General features: G+C 58.4%; 16 protein-coding genes and 1 other RNA gene. 6 read left to right on the top strand and 11 right to left on the bottom strand.

Annotated features, from left to right (window positions below; genetic code table 11):
• The first annotated feature begins 5 nt into the window (after positions 1–5).
• The 3 genes from AC236I_RS04180 to AC236I_RS04170 are packed head-to-tail and all read left to right on the top strand — an operon-like array spanning position 6 to position 3119.
• Positions 6–2015: a protein-disulfide reductase DsbD family protein gene (locus AC236I_RS04180; RefSeq protein ID WP_487608698.1), complete on the top strand. Its 2010-nt coding sequence runs from the start codon at positions 6–8 to the stop codon at positions 2013–2015.
• Positions 2016–2017: 2 nt separating this feature from the next.
• Positions 2018–2629: a DsbA family protein gene (locus AC236I_RS04175; protein WP_015585779.1), complete on the top strand. Its 612-nt coding sequence runs from the start codon at positions 2018–2020 to the stop codon at positions 2627–2629.
• Positions 2619–3119: a protein disulfide oxidoreductase gene (locus tag AC236I_RS04170; protein WP_015585778.1), complete on the top strand. Its 501-nt coding sequence runs from the start codon at positions 2619–2621 to the stop codon at positions 3117–3119. Before AC236I_RS04175 ends, AC236I_RS04170 begins: the two co-directional genes overlap by 11 nt.
• A gap of 66 nt (positions 3120–3185) precedes the next feature.
• Here the strand turns inward: AC236I_RS04170 and AC236I_RS04165 are convergent, their stop codons facing one another.
• The 8 genes from AC236I_RS04165 to AC236I_RS04130 form a co-directional block, all read right to left on the bottom strand.
• Positions 3186–3929: an SDR family oxidoreductase gene (locus AC236I_RS04165; RefSeq protein ID WP_015585777.1), complete on the bottom strand. Its 744-nt coding sequence runs from the start codon at positions 3927–3929 to the stop codon at positions 3186–3188.
• Between the two features lie 59 nt (positions 3930–3988).
• Positions 3989–6862 carry an aminomethyl-transferring glycine dehydrogenase gene (gene gcvP / locus AC236I_RS04160; RefSeq protein ID WP_487608697.1) on the bottom strand — a complete coding sequence of 958 codons (2874 nt, stop codon included), beginning with the start codon at positions 6860–6862 and terminating at the stop codon, positions 3989–3991.
• 114 nt (positions 6863–6976) lie between these two features.
• Positions 6977–7366 carry a glycine cleavage system protein GcvH gene (gene gcvH, locus AC236I_RS04155; protein WP_004867393.1) on the bottom strand — a complete coding sequence of 130 codons (390 nt, stop codon included), beginning with the start codon at positions 7364–7366 and terminating at the stop codon, positions 6977–6979.
• Between the two features lie 24 nt (positions 7367–7390).
• Positions 7391–8485: a glycine cleavage system aminomethyltransferase GcvT gene (gene gcvT, locus AC236I_RS04150; protein WP_015585775.1), complete on the bottom strand. Its 1095-nt coding sequence runs from the start codon at positions 8483–8485 to the stop codon at positions 7391–7393.
• 435 nt (positions 8486–8920) lie between these two features.
• Complete coding sequence (ubiI, locus tag AC236I_RS04145; protein ID WP_004867398.1) at positions 8921–10123, bottom strand: FAD-dependent 2-octaprenylphenol hydroxylase; 1203 nt, start codon at positions 10121–10123, stop codon at positions 8921–8923.
• A 10-nt stretch (positions 10124–10133) separates the two neighbouring features.
• Positions 10134–11312 (bottom strand): 2-octaprenyl-6-methoxyphenyl hydroxylase, encoded by a 1179-nt coding sequence (gene ubiH, locus AC236I_RS04140; RefSeq protein ID WP_099844273.1) that lies wholly within the window; start codon positions 11310–11312, stop codon positions 10134–10136.
• Positions 11309–12625 carry a Xaa-Pro aminopeptidase gene (gene pepP, locus AC236I_RS04135; RefSeq protein WP_015585773.1) on the bottom strand — a complete coding sequence of 439 codons (1317 nt, stop codon included), beginning with the start codon at positions 12623–12625 and terminating at the stop codon, positions 11309–11311. The genes ubiH and pepP overlap by 4 nt, the downstream gene beginning before the upstream one ends.
• Before the next feature lie 23 nt (positions 12626–12648).
• Positions 12649–13227 (bottom strand): YecA/YgfB family protein, encoded by a 579-nt coding sequence (locus AC236I_RS04130; protein ID WP_015585772.1) that lies wholly within the window; start codon positions 13225–13227, stop codon positions 12649–12651.
• A gap of 166 nt (positions 13228–13393) precedes the next feature.
• On the opposite strand from AC236I_RS04130, the gene zapA reads away from it, so the two are divergent.
• The 3 genes from zapA to AC236I_RS04115 all read left to right on the top strand — a co-directional run bounded on the left by zapA (position 13394) and on the right by AC236I_RS04115 (position 14670).
• A complete protein-coding gene (gene zapA, locus AC236I_RS04125; RefSeq protein WP_004867406.1) occupies positions 13394–13723 on the top strand; it encodes a cell division protein ZapA in 330 nt (109 codons plus the stop codon).
• 41 nt (positions 13724–13764) lie between these two features.
• Positions 13765–13948: non-coding RNA, 6S RNA (gene ssrS, locus AC236I_RS04120), on the top strand.
• Positions 13949–14070: 122 nt separating this feature from the next.
• Positions 14071–14670 (top strand): 5-formyltetrahydrofolate cyclo-ligase, encoded by a 600-nt coding sequence (locus AC236I_RS04115; protein ID WP_015585771.1) that lies wholly within the window; start codon positions 14071–14073, stop codon positions 14668–14670.
• 1 nt (position 14671) lies between these two features.
• Here the strand turns inward: AC236I_RS04115 and AC236I_RS04110 are convergent, their stop codons facing one another.
• The 3 genes from AC236I_RS04110 to rpiA form a co-directional block, all read right to left on the bottom strand.
• Positions 14672–15286: a DUF2238 domain-containing protein gene (locus tag AC236I_RS04110; RefSeq protein WP_032690801.1), complete on the bottom strand. Its 615-nt coding sequence runs from the start codon at positions 15284–15286 to the stop codon at positions 14672–14674.
• A 33-nt stretch (positions 15287–15319) separates the two neighbouring features.
• Positions 15320–16552, bottom strand: coding sequence for a phosphoglycerate dehydrogenase (gene serA, locus AC236I_RS04105; protein ID WP_004867414.1), 1233 nt, complete (start codon positions 16550–16552; stop codon positions 15320–15322).
• 267 nt (positions 16553–16819) lie between these two features.
• The gene (rpiA, locus tag AC236I_RS04100; RefSeq protein ID WP_004867416.1) at positions 16820–17479 is read right to left on the bottom strand and encodes a ribose-5-phosphate isomerase RpiA; all 660 of its coding nucleotides are present in this window, start codon (positions 17477–17479) and stop codon (positions 16820–16822) included.
• Positions 17480–17513: the final 34 nt, after the last annotated feature.

Here is a 17513-nt window from a genome sequence, read left to right as displayed (position 1 = left end):
AATTTATGCTTATGGTATTCAGGCGACTGCTGGTCTGCCTGCTTTGGCTATGGCTGCCCGTCAGCCAGGCCGCCGACAGCGGCTGGCTGCGCGCCGCTGAGAATCAACACGCCAGCGTCCGGCTGCGCGCACAAAACGACGATAGCGGCACAACGCGCCTGCTGCTTGATGTGGCGCTGGAAAAAGGCTGGAAAACCTACTGGCGCTCCCCGGGGGAAGGCGGCATTGCGCCCGCTATCGCCTGGAAAACGCCGCTGGATGTCACCTGGCACTGGCCAACGCCGCAGCGATTTGACGTCGCGGGAATCACCACCCAGGGCTACCACGGTAACGTCAGCTTTCCGCTGGAAATCCACGGACCGGTGCCGCAGATCTTAAGCGGCGTGCTGACACTTTCCACCTGTAGCAATGTCTGCATTCTGACCGACTATCCCTTTGCGCTGGATATGACCACCGCTGCGGGAGATGGCTTTGGCTATGATTTTACCCGCGCACTGGGCACGCTCCCGCGCCCGGACGGCCTGACGTCCCGGCTGACCTCGGCCTATGGCGGCGGAAAGCTCACGGTTACCGCCGTTCGCGAAGCCGGCTGGCGGCAGCCGTCGCTGTTTATCGACAGCATGGAGAATGTCGATTTCGGCAAACCCACCTTCTCACTGAACGGCGAGACGCTGGTCGCGCAGATCCCGGTCACCGACAGCTGGGGTGAGGCGGCACCTGACCTCAGCGGCAAACGTCTGTCGCTGGTCCTTGCCGACAGCGGTCTGGCGCAGGAGAGCACGTCGATCGTTAGCGAAGGCCTCCCGGCGCAGGCGCCGGCTTTATGGTGGGTCTTGCTGATGGCCCTTGCCGGCGGGCTGATTCTGAATGTTATGCCCTGCGTCCTGCCGGTACTGGCCATGAAACTCGGTTCGCTGGTGCAGACCGGGACGCGCGAGCGCGCAACCGTACGCCGGCAGTTTCTGGCCTCGGTTTGCGGCATCGTCGCGTCCTTTCTGGCGCTGGCGTTGATGATGACTCTGCTTCGCCTGGGGAATCAGGCGCTGGGCTGGGGCATTCAGTTTCAGAACCCATGGTTTATCGGCGCGATGGCGCTGGTGATGGTGCTGTTCAGCGCCAGCCTGCTGGGGCTGTTTGAGATTCGCCTCTCCTCCGGCACCAGTACATTTCTGGCGACCCGCGGCGGCAAGGGTCTGATGGGCCATTTCTGCCAGGGCGCTTTCGCAACGCTACTGGCCACGCCGTGCACGGCGCCGTTTCTCGGTACCGCTATCTCGGTCGCGCTGGTCGCGCAGCTGCCGCTGCTGTGGGGCATTTTCCTCGCCATGGGGGTCGGCATGAGTCTGCCGTGGCTGCTGGTTGCCGCCTGGCCAGGTCTCGCCCGGCATCTGCCGCGCCCCGGACGCTGGATGAACGTCCTGCGCGTGATACTCGGATTGATGATGCTGGGATCATCCGTATGGCTGCTCAGCCTGCTGACGGCGCATATCGGTCGGATACCGGTTATCGCCCTGACGGCGCTGCTGGCCCTCGCGCTGCTGCTGGCGACGCTCTGGCGCTATCGCTGGCGCACGACGCTGAAGGCTGGCGTGCTGACGTTAGCTGTCACCGGGGTCGTCGCTTTTCTGTCACCGCCTGACGGCCAGACATCGCGACGCGACCGCGTGAACTGGCAGCCGCTCAGCGAACAGGCGATTAGCGATGCGCTGGCAAGCAATAAGCGACTGTTTATTGACGTCACCGCCGACTGGTGCGTCACCTGCAAAGCCAATAAATACAACGTATTGTTGCGCGATGACGTTCAGAACGCCCTCTCTGAACCAGACGTGGTGGCCCTGCGCGGCGACTGGAGTCGCCCGTCGGCGGCGATCGGCCGCTTTCTGACCACTCGCGGCAGCGCCGCCGTTCCCTTCAATCAAATTTACGGACCGGGATTAGCCCAGGGCCGCGTGCTGTCTCCGCTGCTCAGCCGCGACGAACTCCTCGCCACTCTGTCCGATGCAAAAGGTCAATAATCATGAGAATCATCGCTGCACTCCTTCTGCTGTGCGTTTCAACCTTCAGCCTTGCCGCCCCGGCAGAACCCGCGGATGCCTCCGCCAACGACCAGCTAGCAAAGCTGCTGTTTAACGATCCCGACAGCCCGCGGCTGGGCGCCAGAGCGCCGCGCCTGACTATCGTCTCGTTTACCGATTACAACTGCCCGTATTGTAAGCAGTTCGATCCGATGCTGGAGAAGATCGTTCACGATAACCCTGATGTCCTGCTGATTGTAAAACTGCTGCCGTTTAAGGGGCAAAGTTCGGTTAACGCCGCCAAAGCCGCGCTCTCCACATGGCGCCAGCAGCCGGATAAATTCTGGGCGCTGCATCAGCGGCTGATGGCCAAAAAGGGCTACCACGACAATGCGAGTATTCTCGCCGCGCAGCAAAAAACCGCGACCGATGGGGTGAAAACCGATGATAAAACAATGGACTCGCTGAAGATGAACCTGATTTTGTCTCAGGTGCTGAATATTCAGGGCACCCCGGCGACGATTATCGGCGATCAAATGGTCGCCGGCGCGATTCCTTATCAGGAGCTGGAGGGGCTGGTGAAAGAACAGCTGGCAAAAGCCGATGGTCAGTAAATTACGCCGCTGGCTGCGCGAGCTGATGATCCTGCTGCTGCTGGCCGGCGCGCTCATCGTGGGGATGGATTATCTGCGTCGGCCTGCGCTGCCGCCGAATCTGACGACTACACCGCTGCAGACGCTGGAGGGTAACGTGGTCGATCTGCACGCCATGAGCCAGCAGCGCCCGCTGCTGATCTACGTCTGGGCGACCTGGTGCGGAGTGTGCCGTTACACGACGCCATCCGTAGCGGCGCTGGCGAGCAACGGCGGCAATGTCATGACCGTCGCGCTCCGTTCCGGGGATGATGCCATGCTGTCCAACTGGCTGGCGCATAAGAAAATGGCGCTGCCCACGGTTAACGACCCCGACGGCGGACTTTCTCGCCAGTGGGGCGTTCAGGTCACGCCAACGCTTATCGTCATCTCTCGCGGCGAGGTTAAGTCGATCACCACCGGCTGGACCAGCGGTTGGGGAATGCGCCTGCGGCTGTGGCTGGCGTCATAACATCAGCTCGCAAAACGGCTGACCGGGAAGGGCGCACGTCGCCGCCCGGGACTCTCCGGCAGCGGACTATTTCCCACCGGCCAGTTCGAGAAAGCTTCCGGTCACATAGGAGGCTTTCTCGCTCAGTAGCCAGGCGATGGCCTGTGCGACCTCCTCCGGCTGCCCGCCGCGTTGCATCGGCAGCCCCGCTTTTACCCGATCCACGCGCCCAGGCTCGCCGCCGGAGGCGTGCATCTCAGTATAGATAAAGCCGGGACGCACGCCGTTAACGCGAATCCCCTGCGCCGCCACTTCCAGCGACAGTCCGGTGGTCAGCGTATCCACGGCCCCTTTCGAGGCGGCATAATCCACATATTCCCCCGGCGCCCCCAGACGCGATGCCGCCGATGAAACATTGACGATCGCCCCGCCTTTTCCGCCGTGCCGATATGACATCCGCTTCACCGCCTCCCGGCAACAGAGGAAATAGCCGGTGACATTAGTACTCAGCACCTGATTAATCCGCCCGGCGGTCAGGTTTTCCACGGTGCTTTGCGCAAACAGGATACCGGCGTTGTTAACCAACGCGGTCAGCGGCTCCTCAAGACGGTCGATCCCATCAAACATCGCCATGACCTGCGCCTCGTCGCTGATATCGGCCCCCAGCGCAACGGCTTTGCCGCCGAGGACGACAATCTCGTTGACCACCGCCATCGCCGCGCTAATGTTGTGATGATAGTTAACCACCACGGTATACCCTTCCTGTGCCAGCAGCAGCGCCGTCGCCTTACCTATTCCGCGGCTGGCGCCGGTAATCAGTGCTATCGCCATCCTCTCCCCCAAAAAATAAAGGCGCCGAAGCGCCTTTAAAAGATAGTCCAGTCAGTGAATTACTGGTATTCGCTCATCGGTACGCAGGAGCAGAACAGATTACGGTCACCGTAGACATCGTCCAGACGCTTCACCGTCGGCCAGTATTTATTCGCCAGACCGGCCGGGAATACCGCCAGCTCACGGGTATACGGATGATGCCATTCCGCCACCAGCTCTCCCTGGGTATGCGGGGCGTTCACCAGCGGGTTATCTTCCAGCGGCCACTCGCCCGCTTTCACGCGGTCGATTTCCCCACGAATCGCCAGCATCGCGTCGATGAAGCGGTCCAGCTCGACTTTGCTTTCTGATTCCGTCGGCTCAACCATCAGCGTACCGGCCACCGGGAAGGACATCGTCGGTGCGTGGAAGCCGAAGTCGATCAGACGCTTGGCAATATCCAGCTCGCTGATGCCGGTCTCTTCTTTCAGAGGACGAATATCCAGAATACATTCGTGCGCCACGCGACCGTCGCGACCGGTGTAAAGCACCGGGAACGCCTCTTTCAGACGAGTAGCGATGTAGTTGGCATTGAGGATGGCCACCTGGCTCGCCTGTTTCAGCCCTTCGGCGCCCATCATGCGGATATACATCCAGCTGATTGGCAGAATGGAAGCGCTGCCGAACGGTGCGGCAGAAATCGCGCCCTGACGGGTCAACATCCCTTCGATCTGTACCACGCTATGGCCCGGAACAAACGGCGCCAGATGCGCTTTGACGCCGATCGGCCCCATACCCGGACCGCCGCCGCCGTGCGGGATGCAGAAGGTTTTGTGCAGGTTAAGGTGCGAGACGTCCGCGCCGATAAAGCCCGGAGAAGTAATACCAACCTGGGCGTTCATGTTAGCGCCGTCGAGGTAAACCTGACCGCCGAACTGATGCACGATTTCGCACACTTCGCGGATCGTCTCTTCATACACGCCGTGCGTTGACGGGTAGGTCACCATGATGCAGGAGAGGTTCTCACCCGCCTGCTCCGCCTTGAGACGCAGATCCGCGAGATCGATGTTGCCGTTTTTATCACAGGCCACGACCACCACCTGCATGCCGGCCATCTGTGCCGACGCCGGGTTGGTGCCGTGCGCAGAACTTGGGATCAGGCAGATATCACGATGGCCTTCATTGCGGCTTTCGTGGTAATGGCGAATAGCCAGCAGGCCCGCGTACTCGCCCTGTGCGCCGGAGTTTGGCTGCATGCAGACGGCGTCGTAACCGGTCAGTTTTACCAGCCAGTCGGAGAGCTGGGCGATCATCTGATGATAACCTTCCGCCTGCTCTGCCGGGCAGAACGGGTGCAGCTCGGCAAACTCAGGCCAGGTGATCGGGATCATTTCCGCCGCGGCGTTGAGCTTCATGGTGCAGGATCCCAGCGGGATCATCGCCTGATTCAGCGCCAGATCTTTACGCTCCAGCGAGTGCATGTAGCGCATCATCTCGGTTTCGCTGTGGTAGCGATTGAACACCGGGTGCGTCAGGATCGCATCGTTACGCAGCATGCTTTCCGGGATCGAGCGGCTGTCGAGGGCCACGTCTTTATCCAGGGCATCGATATCCAGGCCGTGGTCGTCGCCAATAATAGCGCGGAACAGGTTCAGCACATCTTCGCGGGTTGTCGCTTCATCAAGAGTGATGCCAACGGCGTTATGGATGTCGCTGCGCAGGTTAATTTCCAGCGCTTCGGCGCGTGCCAGCACCGCCGCTTTGTCGACCACGTCCACACACAGGGTGTCGAAGTAGTGAGCGTGGCGCAGCTTGAGCCCTTTTTTCTGCAGCCCGTCGGCCAGAATATCGGTCAGTCGGTGGATGCGGCTGGCGATGCGCTTCAGGCCCTCTGGCCCGTGGAACACCGCGTACAGGCTGGCGATATTTGCCAGCAGTACCTGGGAAGTACAAATATTGGAGTTCGCTTTCTCGCGACGGATATGCTGTTCGCGGGTCTGCATCGCCATACGCAGCGCGGTGTTACCGGCGGCATCTTTTGATACGCCGATAATACGGCCCGGCATCGAGCGTTTAAATTCATCTTTTGCAGCAAAGAAGGCCGCATGCGGACCGCCGTAGCCCATCGGCACGCCAAAACGCTGGGCGGAGCCGAAGACGATATCAGCCCCCTGTTTGCCCGGTGCGGTCAACAGAACCAGCGTCATGAAGTCCGCGGCGACGCTGACCACGACTTTGCGTGCTTTCAGATCGGCGATCAGCTTGCTGTAGTCATGAATTTCGCCGGTGGTACCCACCTGCTGCAGCAGCACGCCGAAAACGTCCTGATGGTCGAGCGCTTTTTCCGCCTCATCAACGATGACGTCAAAGCCAAAGGTTGCGGCGCGGGTGCGCACCACATCCAGGGTCTGCGGATGTACATCGGCGGCAACGAAGAAGCGGTTCGCATTCTTCAGTTTGCTGACGCGTTTGGCCATCGCCATCGCTTCAGCGCCGGCGGTCGCCTCATCCAGCAGTGACGCGGAAGCGATATCCAGCCCGGTCAGATCGAGGGTCACCTGCTGGAAATTCAGCAGTGATTCCAGGCGGCCCTGGGAAACTTCCGGCTGGTAAGGGGTGTAAGCGGTATACCAACCCGGATTTTCCAGCATATTGCGCTGAATAACCGGCGGCAGCTGCACGGCGGTGTAACCCATGCCGATGTAAGACTTGAAGCGCTTGTTGCGACCGGCGATCGCCTTCAGTTCCGCCAGCGCGGCGAATTCGGTAGTCGCGTCACCCACCTGCGGGGGTGTCGCCAGCTGAATATCCTGCGGCACAATCTGGCCAATCAGGGCGTTAAGCGAATCGGCGCCGACGGTGTTCAGCATCTCCTGCTGTTGCTGAGCATCCGGACCGATGTGACGTTCAATAAAGGCGCCGCGGTTTTCAAGCTGACCTAAAGTCTGAGTCATGAGCGATGGTTCCTGAAACGTGCAGTGAATCGTATGTGTCTTTACTTACCTGAACAGGCAAAAATCATTCACGCTGCCGGCAGCAGATGCCCGCAGCGTGAAGGGGCAAGATATTTACTCGTTTTCCAGCAGCGCCGCATAGGCGTCCGCGTCAAGCAGAGCCGCAACCTGCGCTTCATCGCTGGCCTTAATTTTAAAGATCCAGCCGTCCGCGTACGGGTCGCTGTTCACCAGCTCCGGAGAGTCGTTGAGCTCTTCGTTCACCGCCACAATCTCGCCGCTAATCGGGGCATAAATATCCGAAGCAGCTTTCACCGACTCGGCAACCGCGCAGTCGTCACCCGCTTCAACGGTTGCGCCAACGTCCGGCAGATCGACGAAAACCATATCGCCAAGCAGTTCCTGGGCATGTTCGGTGATCCCGACGGTGTAGGTGCCGTCAGCTTCTTTGCGCAGCCATTCGTGTTCTTTACTGTATTTCAGTTCTGCTGGTACGTTGCTCATCAATTAATCTCCAAAAAGGGGGAATCACACCACGGCTTTGCCGTTGCGTACAAAAACAGGTTTAGTCACTTTTACCGGCATTTCGCGGTTGCGAATCTGCACAATGGCCGTCTCGCCGATACCGGCCGGTACGCGCGCCAGCGCGATACTGTAGCCCAGCGTCGGGGAGAAGGTGCCGCTGGTGATAATACCTTCTTTCTGATTACCGTCTGCATCGCTAAAGCGCACCGGCAAACCGCCGCGCAGGACGCCTTTCTCGGTCATCACCAGACCCACCAGCTGCTCGGTACCTTTTTCACGCTGCAGCTCCAGCGCTTCGCGGCCGATGAACGCGCGATCTGCCGGTTCCCAGGCAATGGTCCAGCCCATATTTGCAGCCAGCGGAGAGATGCTTTCATCCATCTCCTGGCCATACAGGTTCATCCCCGCTTCCAGACGCAAGGTATCGCGAGCGCCCAGACCGCACGGCTTCACGCCTGCGTCCAGCAGGCCACGCCAGAAATCAGCAGCCTGCTCATTCGGCATGGCGATTTCGTACCCGGCTTCACCGGTATAACCGGTGGTCGCAATAAACAGATCGCCGGCCTGCACGCCAAAGAACGGTTTCATCCCTTCTACGGCCTGACGCTGTGCGTCGGTGAACAGGGTTGCCGCTTTCGCTTTCGCCTGTGGTCCCTGTACGGCAATCAGCGAAAGATCGTCACGGACGGTCATTTCAAGACCATAGGGTTCAGCCTGTTGAGTAATCCAGGCGAGGTCTTTTTCACGGGTGGCGGAGTTAACAACGAGGCGGAAATAATCTTCGGTAAGGAAATAGACAATCAGGTCATCGATGACGCCGGCTGATGCGGTAAGCATACCGGTATACAGCGCTTTGCCGGGTACCGTCAGCTTCGCGACATCGTTAGCCAGCAGATAGCGCAGAAACTCCCGGATGCGGCTGCCGTGGAAGTCGACGATGGTCATGTGCGAGACATCGAACATACCGGCGTCGCCCCGCACCGCGTGGTGCTCATCAATCTGGGAACCGTAATGTAGCGGCATCATCCAGCCATGGAAGTCCACCATGCGAGCGCCGCACAGCGTGTGTTGTTCATACAACGGAGTCTGTTGAGCCATCTTTTCCTCATCGAATAAAACGGAACCCGCTACTGGGTTGGGCGATGTCATTGGGGCGATTTCGCACCACGAAATCCGCCGTCGGCGCCATGTCCGGGCACCGACGCAAACGTTCTCTTTTGCCTGAACTTACCACCGAACCCGGCGCTAAACCATAAGCTAAATCAGGACATCACATTAGCTTATGACTAAAAGTCGCCAAAAAGACTACAGAGTTATTGACTGGAAAAAAGCGATTTATGCCACATAAAATTAACATCATGGCCTGATATTACCGAGCATGATGGTATTTTATGCGAAAAAAGAGGCCTGTTTTCTGTTGCAAAAAAAGAGAGGCATTAATAAAACTAATGCGAAAAAATGGGTGAGATTAGATTATTTCAAATGAGAGGAGAAAACCCGGCGCCGGGGCCGGGAGAGAGAAGTGTGACGCGCTTAACGTAACCAGGCAGGAAGATCGTTTAAGCCCATGGCCTGGCGAATCAACTGCGGTTTGACGCCCGGTAGCGTATCCGCCAGTTTGAGGCCAATATCGCGCAGCAGTTTCTTCGCCGGGTGGCTGCCAGAGAACATTTCGCGGAAGCCCTGCATCCCCGCCAGCATCAGCGCGGCGCTGTGCTTACGGCTACGTTCATAGCGACGTAGATACAGGTACTGACCAATATCCTTGCCCTGCGCATGCAGACGACGGAGTTCATCGATCAGTTCCGCTGCATCCATAAAGCCCAGATTTACCCCCTGGCCGGCCAGCGGGTGGATAGTGTGCGCGGCATCGCCAACCAGCGCCAGACGATGCGCGGCGAACTGGCGCGCGTAGCGACCGGTCAACGGGAAAGTCTGACGCTCGCTTGCAAGCTGGCACAGGCCAAGCCGGTTATCGAAGGCAATATTCAGCGCCTGATTAAACACCGCCTCGTCGGCCAGCTGCATCCGCTGTGCTTCCTGCGGCGACAGCGACCAGACGATCGAACACAGATGCGGATCGTTCAGCGGCAGAAACGCCAGAATGCCATCGCCGTGAAACGCCTGACGGGCAATCGCCTGATGCGGTTCTTCGGTTCGGATAGTGGCAACCAGCGCATGATGGCGGTAGTCCCAGAACGTCAGCGGTATATCCGCTTTGTTGCGCAACCAGGAGTTTGCTCCGTCGGCGCCGACCACCAGCCTGGCGGTCAGCATCTTGCCATCCTGCAAGCTGAGAAATGCTTCGTTTTCTCCCCACGCCACCTGCTGCAGCTGAGCCGGGGCCAGCAGCGTGACGTCGGCGCAACGCTGCGCCTTTTGCCACAGCGCATGATGAACGATCGCATTTTCAATAATATGGCCAAGGTGGCTGAAGCCCATACTCTGGTCATCAAAGCTAATGTGGCCAAAGCTGTCCTTATCCCACACTTCCATACCGTGATAACAGCTGGCGCGCCGGGCGATAATCTCCGGCCAGACATCCAGCCGGGTCAGCAGTTTTTCGCTGGCGGCGTTAATGGCTGATACCCGCAGCGCCGGCGGCGCATCGGCGTTTAACGGCTGCGGCTCGGCTTGTTCCAGCACCGCAACCCGCAGCCCGCTCCCCTGCAAACCGCAGGCTACCGCCAGGCCCACCATGCCACCGCCAACAATGGCAACATCAACACTTTGCACGTTCAACTCCTTAACGAGGAACCCAACCAAGGGTACGCTGCGCCAGCGCGTCACGCGCCGGGGTAAATAATTCCATCGCCATCAGACCCACGTTACGCCCCGCCACCAGCGGCGCCCAACGATTAGCAAACAGATACACCAGCCCATCGGTCACGCCGATAGTCGCGGCCTTATCATCCGCTCGCCGCGCCTGATAGTGACAAAGAAGTGAGTAATCGCCGGGGTCCTGCCCGTTAGCGCAGGCCTGCGCCAGCGTTTCCGCCAGGCTCATCACATCCCGCAGACCGAGATTAAAGCCCTGCCCGGCGATGGGATGCAGCGTCTGCGCCGCATTACCGACCAGCGCCAGGCGATGGGAAACCGGGCGCATAGCGGTGGTCAACGTCAAGGGATAAACGCTGCGCTTCCCGGCATGCGTGATGCGCCCCAGCCGCCAGCCAAATGCCTGCTGCAGCTGCTCGCAAAATTGCGCATCGGACCAACCCAGGACCTCATCGCGCCGCGACTGCGGGTGACACCATACCAACGAACAGCGTCCGTGTGACATCGGCAGCATGGCCAGCGGACCATGTTCGGTGAAGCGTTCAAAGGCACGCCCTTCATGGGGCAACGCCGTGCTGACGTTGGCAATAATCGCCAGCTGCTCGTAAGGCTGCTGCTGCCAGCTCATGCCGCAGCGGGCGCCCAGCGTGGAGCGCGAACCATCGGCGGCAACCAGCAGCCGGCCTTCGATCGTCTCGCCGCTATCCAGGGTGATGCTGACTCCCTCCTGCCACCGGGTGACGTCTTCGACTTTCGCCGGGCAGTGTAAGGTAATGCCCGGCGCTTCGCGCAGTTGCGCAAACAATCGCTGGCCGATATCGTGCAATTCCACCACCTGGCCAAGCGCCGCCAGGCCGTAATCCTGCGCATCAAGGGTCACGAATCCCGCATGTCCGCGGTCGCTGACGTGAACACGCTGAATCGGCGTCGCGCAATCGGCAATGCCTTGCCAGATGCCGGTACGCGCCAGCTGCTGGCAGGTCCCCGCCGCCAGCGCAATCGCGCGGGCATCAAACCCCGGATGCTGCGACGAATCCGGCTGCGCCGCCTCGACCAGATGTACCGGCAGCGCGCCGTGGGTTAAGCGCGAGATTGCTAACGCCAGGGTTGCCCCGGTCATCCCCCCGCCAACGATCAGGATGCTCATGACCGCCGCGCCGCCGCCATCAGCGCCTCAATATCGTCGGCTTTTTTCACCACGCCGGCGGTGAGGTTTTCGTTGCCGTCTTCGGTAATGACGATATCGTCTTCAATACGCACGCCGATGCCGCGATACTGTGGCGGCACGTCGGCGTCGGCGGCAATATAGAGACCCGGTTCAACGGTCAATACCATGCCCGGCTCAAGGAGACGCGAGCGATCGACATCGTAGCGGCCAACATCATGGACATCGAGTCCCAGCCAGTGGCTCAGACCATGCATAAAGTATGGACGGTGGGCGTTGTTCTCCATCAGCTCGTCAACATCCCCTTTCAGGATGCCGAGGCGCACCAGACCGGTGATCATAATGCGCACCACCTGCTGGTTAACCTGCTGAATGGAGGTGCCAGGACGGTAAAGCTCCAGCGCGGTTTCCAGCGACGCGAGGACAATATCGTAAATCTCGCGCTGCGCCGGGCTGAATTTCCCGTTTACCGGGAAGGTGCGGGTGATATCGCCCGCATAGCCGCGGTATTCACAGCCGGCGTCAATCAGCACCAAATCGCCATCGCGCAGCTCGGATTCGTTTTCCGTGTAATGGAGAATACAGCCGTTTTCCCCGCCGCCCACGATGGTGTTATAGGAGGGGAAACGGGCGCCGTGGCGGTTGAATTCATGCAGAATTTCCCCTTCCAGCTGGTATTCGAACATGCCCGGACGGCATTTCTGCATTGCGCGGGTATGAGCCAGCGCGGAAATTTCACCAGCGCGGCGCATCACCTCCAGCTCTTCCGGCGATTTAAACAGGCGCATCTCATGCACCATCGGCCGCCAGTCAATCACAGAGCCGGGCGCCTGCAGATTCTGGCGCCCGCCTTTACGCAGTTTTTCCAGCGCGTTGAAGACGATTTTGTCAGCGTAGGCATATTCGCCCTGGGCAAAATAGATCGCATCGAGGCCGTTAAGCAGCTGGAACAGCTGCTGGTTAATTTCGCTGAACGCCAGAGCGCGGTCGACGCCCAGCTTCGATGGCGCGGCCTCCTGCCCCAGACGACGGCCGAACCAGATCTCTGCGGTCAGATCGCGGACGCGGTTAAACAGCACGCTATGGTTGTGGGTGTCGTCGCTTTTAATCAACACCAGCAGGGCTTCCGGCTCATTAAATCCCGTGAAGTACCAAAAATCGCTGTTCTGCCGGTAGGGGTATTCTGAATCTGCGCTGCGGACCGCTTCCGGTGCGGCGAAAATCAGCGCGGCGCTGCCTGGCTGCATCTGCGCCAGCAATGCCTGGCGACGAGAAAGAAATTCCTGCTGTGTCATGACGCCCCCTCAACAAATTATCATTAGTGTAATGTTGGCTTGCGAACTTCCGGCGCGGTTGGCTGCTGGCGAGAAAAGGTTTCGTGGCACAGCAGCGCAGCGACGCGCACGTACTCGATAATCTCTTCCAACGACATCTCCAGCTCTTCCTGATCTTCGTCTTCGTCGTACCCCAGTTGCGCAATGTTACGCAGGTCGTCGATAGCTTCGCCGGTTTCGTCTTTGATTTTATCCAGTTTAGGCTGCGTGACGCCCAGACCGAGCAGGAAATGGTTAACCCAACCGGCCAGCGCGTCGGCGCGTTCAAACACGCTTACCGCGTCACCTTCCGGTAAATAGAGCTGAAACAAGAAACCGTCGTCTTCCAGCGAGTCGCTGGTCACGGAATGTATGGTGCGCAGAGACTCGGCCAGCTCGTGACCAAATGCGAGGCCTTCGTTAGTCAGGTCGTGCACCAGCGGTTGCCAGCTGCTGTCTTTATTGCCGCCGCACAGGATCCCACTGATCAAACCGTGCATTTCGGCCGGGGTTAAGCCCACGCCCTGTTGGTTCAGTAACTGGTCTACGGCGTTGTAACCAGGCATTTCGTTCTGTATAGACATGCGCATTCGTCATCGTTGGGAGGAATATTCATGGTATGCTACCACTTTGGACCCTGGTGAACCAGAATAGGGCTTGTACCTTCGCACCAGGGTAGCTATAGTGTCGCCCCTTTGCAGTCCCGGATTCGGGCGTGAAGGCCGCGCAGTCAATCAGCAGGAAGGTGGCATGTCTGCACAACCCGTCGATCTCCAAATTTTTGGCCGTTCACTCCGCGTGAATTGCCCGCCTGAACAAAGGGATGCCTTGAATCAGGCAGCTGATGACCTGAATCAGCGGTTGCAAGATTTAAAAGAACGCACTAGAGTCACAAATACTGAGCAGCTGGTCTTCATCGCCGCGTTGAACATCAGCTATGAGTTGACTCAGGAAAAAGCGAAAACCCGCGATTACGCCTCCAGCATGGAACAGCGTATTCGGATGCTTCAGCAGACCATCGAACAAGCGTTGCTTGAGCAAGGTCGCATAAGCGAAAGAACCGGGCCGAAGTTTGAATAACACTTTGCAATTAACTGTGTTAGAGTAAGCGCAAGAACAAAATTTCTCTGAGATGTTTGCAAGCGGGCCAGTCCCCTGAGCCGATATTTCATACCACAAGAATGTGGCGCTCCATGGTTGGTGAGCATGCTCGGTCCGTCCGAGAAGCCTTAAAACTGTGACGACGCATTCACCTTGAACCAAGGGTTCAAGGGTTACAGCCTGCGGCGGCATCTCGGAGATTCCCTTCTTTTCAGTTCCATCCCTCGTGGCTTCCTTTTCGGTTTTTATCACCTTGTGTATTACACTACGCCAACATGCAACTGACCCACGTATTACCGTGCTCATGCTAAATCAGGCGACCCGTCATGACTCAACTTTCTGACACGCAAACTACCCGACAGCGGATTCGTCAACAGATTCGCCAGCAACGCCGCGCGCTGACGGCAGAACAGCAGGCGCAGTTCGCCCGACAGGGTGCCGATCGCGTGATGGCATACCCGCCCGTCGCACAGGCGCAAACCGTCGCTCTGTTTCTGTCATTTGATGGCGAACTCGATACCCGACCGCTGATCGATCGGCTGTGGCAGGCCGGCAAGCAGGTTTATCTGCCCGTACTCCACCCGTTCAGCCCGGGAAATCTGCTGTTTTTGCACTATCACCCGCGTAGTGAACTGGTGACCAACCGGCTGAAAATCGACGAGCCGAAGCTCGATGTACGCGACGTCCTGCCGCTAAGCCAGCTCGATGTACTGATAGTCCCGCTGGTTGCCTTTGATGTCGCCGGACAGCGGCTGGGAATGGGAGGCGGCTTCTACGACAGAACATTGCAGAACTGGCAGGATTATTCCCTGCAGCCTGTTGGCTATGCCCACGATTGCCAGCAGGTCGACGCGCTGCCAACCGAGCACTGGGATATTCCGCTGCCCGCGGTGATTACTCCCTCGGCGCTGTGGCAGTGGCCGTAAGCTAAGGCGTCCCGAGCTTCTTCAGTTGCCGGTTATGCCATCCGCTCAGTAACAAGATCGTCGTCAGCGCCCCCAGCAGCGCGCAGAACATATCCGACTGCGTGTCCCACGGATCGCCCTGGGTGCCGAGAAAATCATCCGCCCCTTGCCCCATCGCCAGTGCCGCCCACCATTCGATAAGCTCGTAGGTGGCGCTGATCGCCAGCGCAATGCAGCACACCAGAAACGAAAGCATCTTGCGCCCGCGCACATAGCCGCCGCGCAGTAGAATTTCCCGCGCCGCCAGCGCCGGAACCAACCCCTGGAAAAAGTGGCCAAGCTTATCGTACGGGTTACGACTTAAATTCAGCCACGCCTGCACATCAAATCCAATCGGTACTTTCGCATACGTATACATCCCCCCGACCATCAAAATAATGGCGTGGAAGAAGATAAGCGTGTAGAGAAGCGGCGTGAGCGGGTAGCGTGAACGCGTCACAAGCAGCAGCGGAACGATGATAATGACCGGCGTCACTTCCATCAGCCAGGTGAGGCTATCGTGGGTGCCCAACCCCGTCCATGCCAGGATCAGCAGCAGCAGGAAGACACCGGTATTCTGTAGCGATGTGCTCATCATTTAAAGGGATCCCCGCAGGGATCCTTTCGTCAATCAGAACAGCAGACGAGCGCGGATGGTGCCCGGGATCGCCTTCATGGCCTGCAGCGCCTGCTGAGCCACATCTTCTTCGGCCTCAATATCAATAACCACGTAGCCCATCTGCGGCGTGGTTTGCAGATACTGTGCAGCAATGTTGATGCTCTGTGCGGCAAAGATCTGGTTGATAGCGGTCAGCACGCCCGGGCGGTTTTCGTGGATGTGCAGCAAACGACGACCGCCGTGCAGCGGCAGCGACACTTCCGGGAAGTTCACCGCAGAGAGGGTCGAACCGTTATCGGAATACTTCGCCAGCTTACCGGCCACTTCCAGACCGATATTCTCCTGCGCTTCCTGAGTGGAACCGCCGATGTGCGGCGTCAGGATCACGTTGTCAAACTCACACAGCGGCGAGCTGAACGGATCGCTGTTGGTCGCTGGTTCGGTCGGGAAGACGTCAATCGCGGCCCCCGCCAGGTGCTTACGCGCCAGCGCATCGCACAGCGCCGGGATATCCACGACCGTACCGCGCGAGGCGTTGATCAGCAGCGCGCCTGGCTTCATCAGCGCCAGCTCTTCTACGCCCATCATATTTTTGGTGGAGGCGTTTTCCGGCACATGCAGACTGACCACATCGCTCATATTCAGCAGGTCAGAGAGGTGCTGGACCTGAGTAGCATTGCCCAGCGGCAGTTTGCTTTCGATATCATAGAAATAGACGTGCATCCCCAGAGATTCAGCCAGAATACCCAGCTGCGTGCCGATGTGCCCGTAGCCGATAATCCCCAGTTTTTTACCACGCGCTTCAAAACTGCCGACCGCCAGCTTGTTCCACACGCCGCGGTGCGCTTTCGCGTTGGCTTCCGGTACGCCGCGCAGCATCAGCAGCAGTTCGCCAATGACCAGCTCGGCAACGGAACGGGTATTTGAGAATGGCGCGTTGAAAACGGGAATCCCGCGTTTCGCTGCCGCGTCTAAATCAACCTGGTTGGTGCCGATACAGAAACAGCCGACCGCCACCAGTTTTTCCGCAGCGGCGAAGATCTCTTCAGTCAGATGAGTACGGGAACGCAGGCCAATGAAATGGGCATCACGGATCGACGCTTTCAGCTCTTCGCTGTCCAGCGCGCCTTTATGAAATTCGATGTTGGTGTAACCTGCCGCGCGAAGATTCTCCACCGCTTTTTGATGCACACCTTCAACCAGCAGAAACTTAATTTTGTCTTTTTCCAGTGATACCTTAGCCATTTCCCCGTCCTGTTTTGTCTTATCTGATGTCGTGCCGAACGAAAGTTCTTCTCAGCAACATATCAAAAAAAACTATCGCGGCAATATGAACGTTTGCGTCGACGACCTGAAGAAATATCACACAGAGGGAAATGGCAGGACAAAACACCAGAAAGAAAAGAAAAGGTAGATTGTTACTAAGGCTGACCGCATAAATGTGACAGAAGTCACCAAATTTGGCCTGGAGAAAAAATATTTGCGAGGGAGCCATTCGCTCCCCCGATAATATTATTTTACGATGGTTTTTACGCCATCGGCGGTTCCAATCAGTGCCACATCCGCGCCGCGGTTGGCAAACAGGCCGACGGTGACGACGCCAGGAATACCGTTAATTTTGTTTTCCAGCGCGATGGCATCAAGAATTTCCAGGCCGAACACGTCAAGAATCACGTTACCGTTATCGGTCACCACCCCCTGGCGATACTCCGGACGGCCGCCCAGCTTCACCAGCTCGCGCGCGACGGCGCTACGCGCCATCGGAATGACTTCAACCGGCAGCGGGAATTTGCCCAGAATATCCACCTGCTTGGAGGCATCGGCGATGCAGATAAACTTGTCTGCTACCGAGGCGATAATCTTTTCACGTGTTAACGCCGCCCCACCGCCTTTGATCATCTGCATATGGCCGTTAATCTCGTCGGCGCCATCAACATAGATCCCCAGGCGGTCCACGCTGTTCAGATCGAAAACCGGAATGCCGAGGCTTTTCAGTTTTTCGGTGGAGGCATCAGAGCTGGAAACAGCGCCTTCAATCTGCCCTTTCATGGTGCCCAGCGCATCGATAAAATGCGCGGCCGTGGAACCCGTACCGACACCAACAATGGTGCCCGGTTGTACATACTGCAATGCCGCCCAGCCTACTGCTTTTTTCAGTTCATCTTGCGTCATGATTATGGTCCGAGATGTGAATACCTGTGGCGCA

This window comes from Klebsiella sp. Sb-30 (assembly GCF_057652795.1).
Note: the sequence above shows the minus strand (reverse complement) of the source record. Positions and strands in the feature narration are given on the sequence as shown.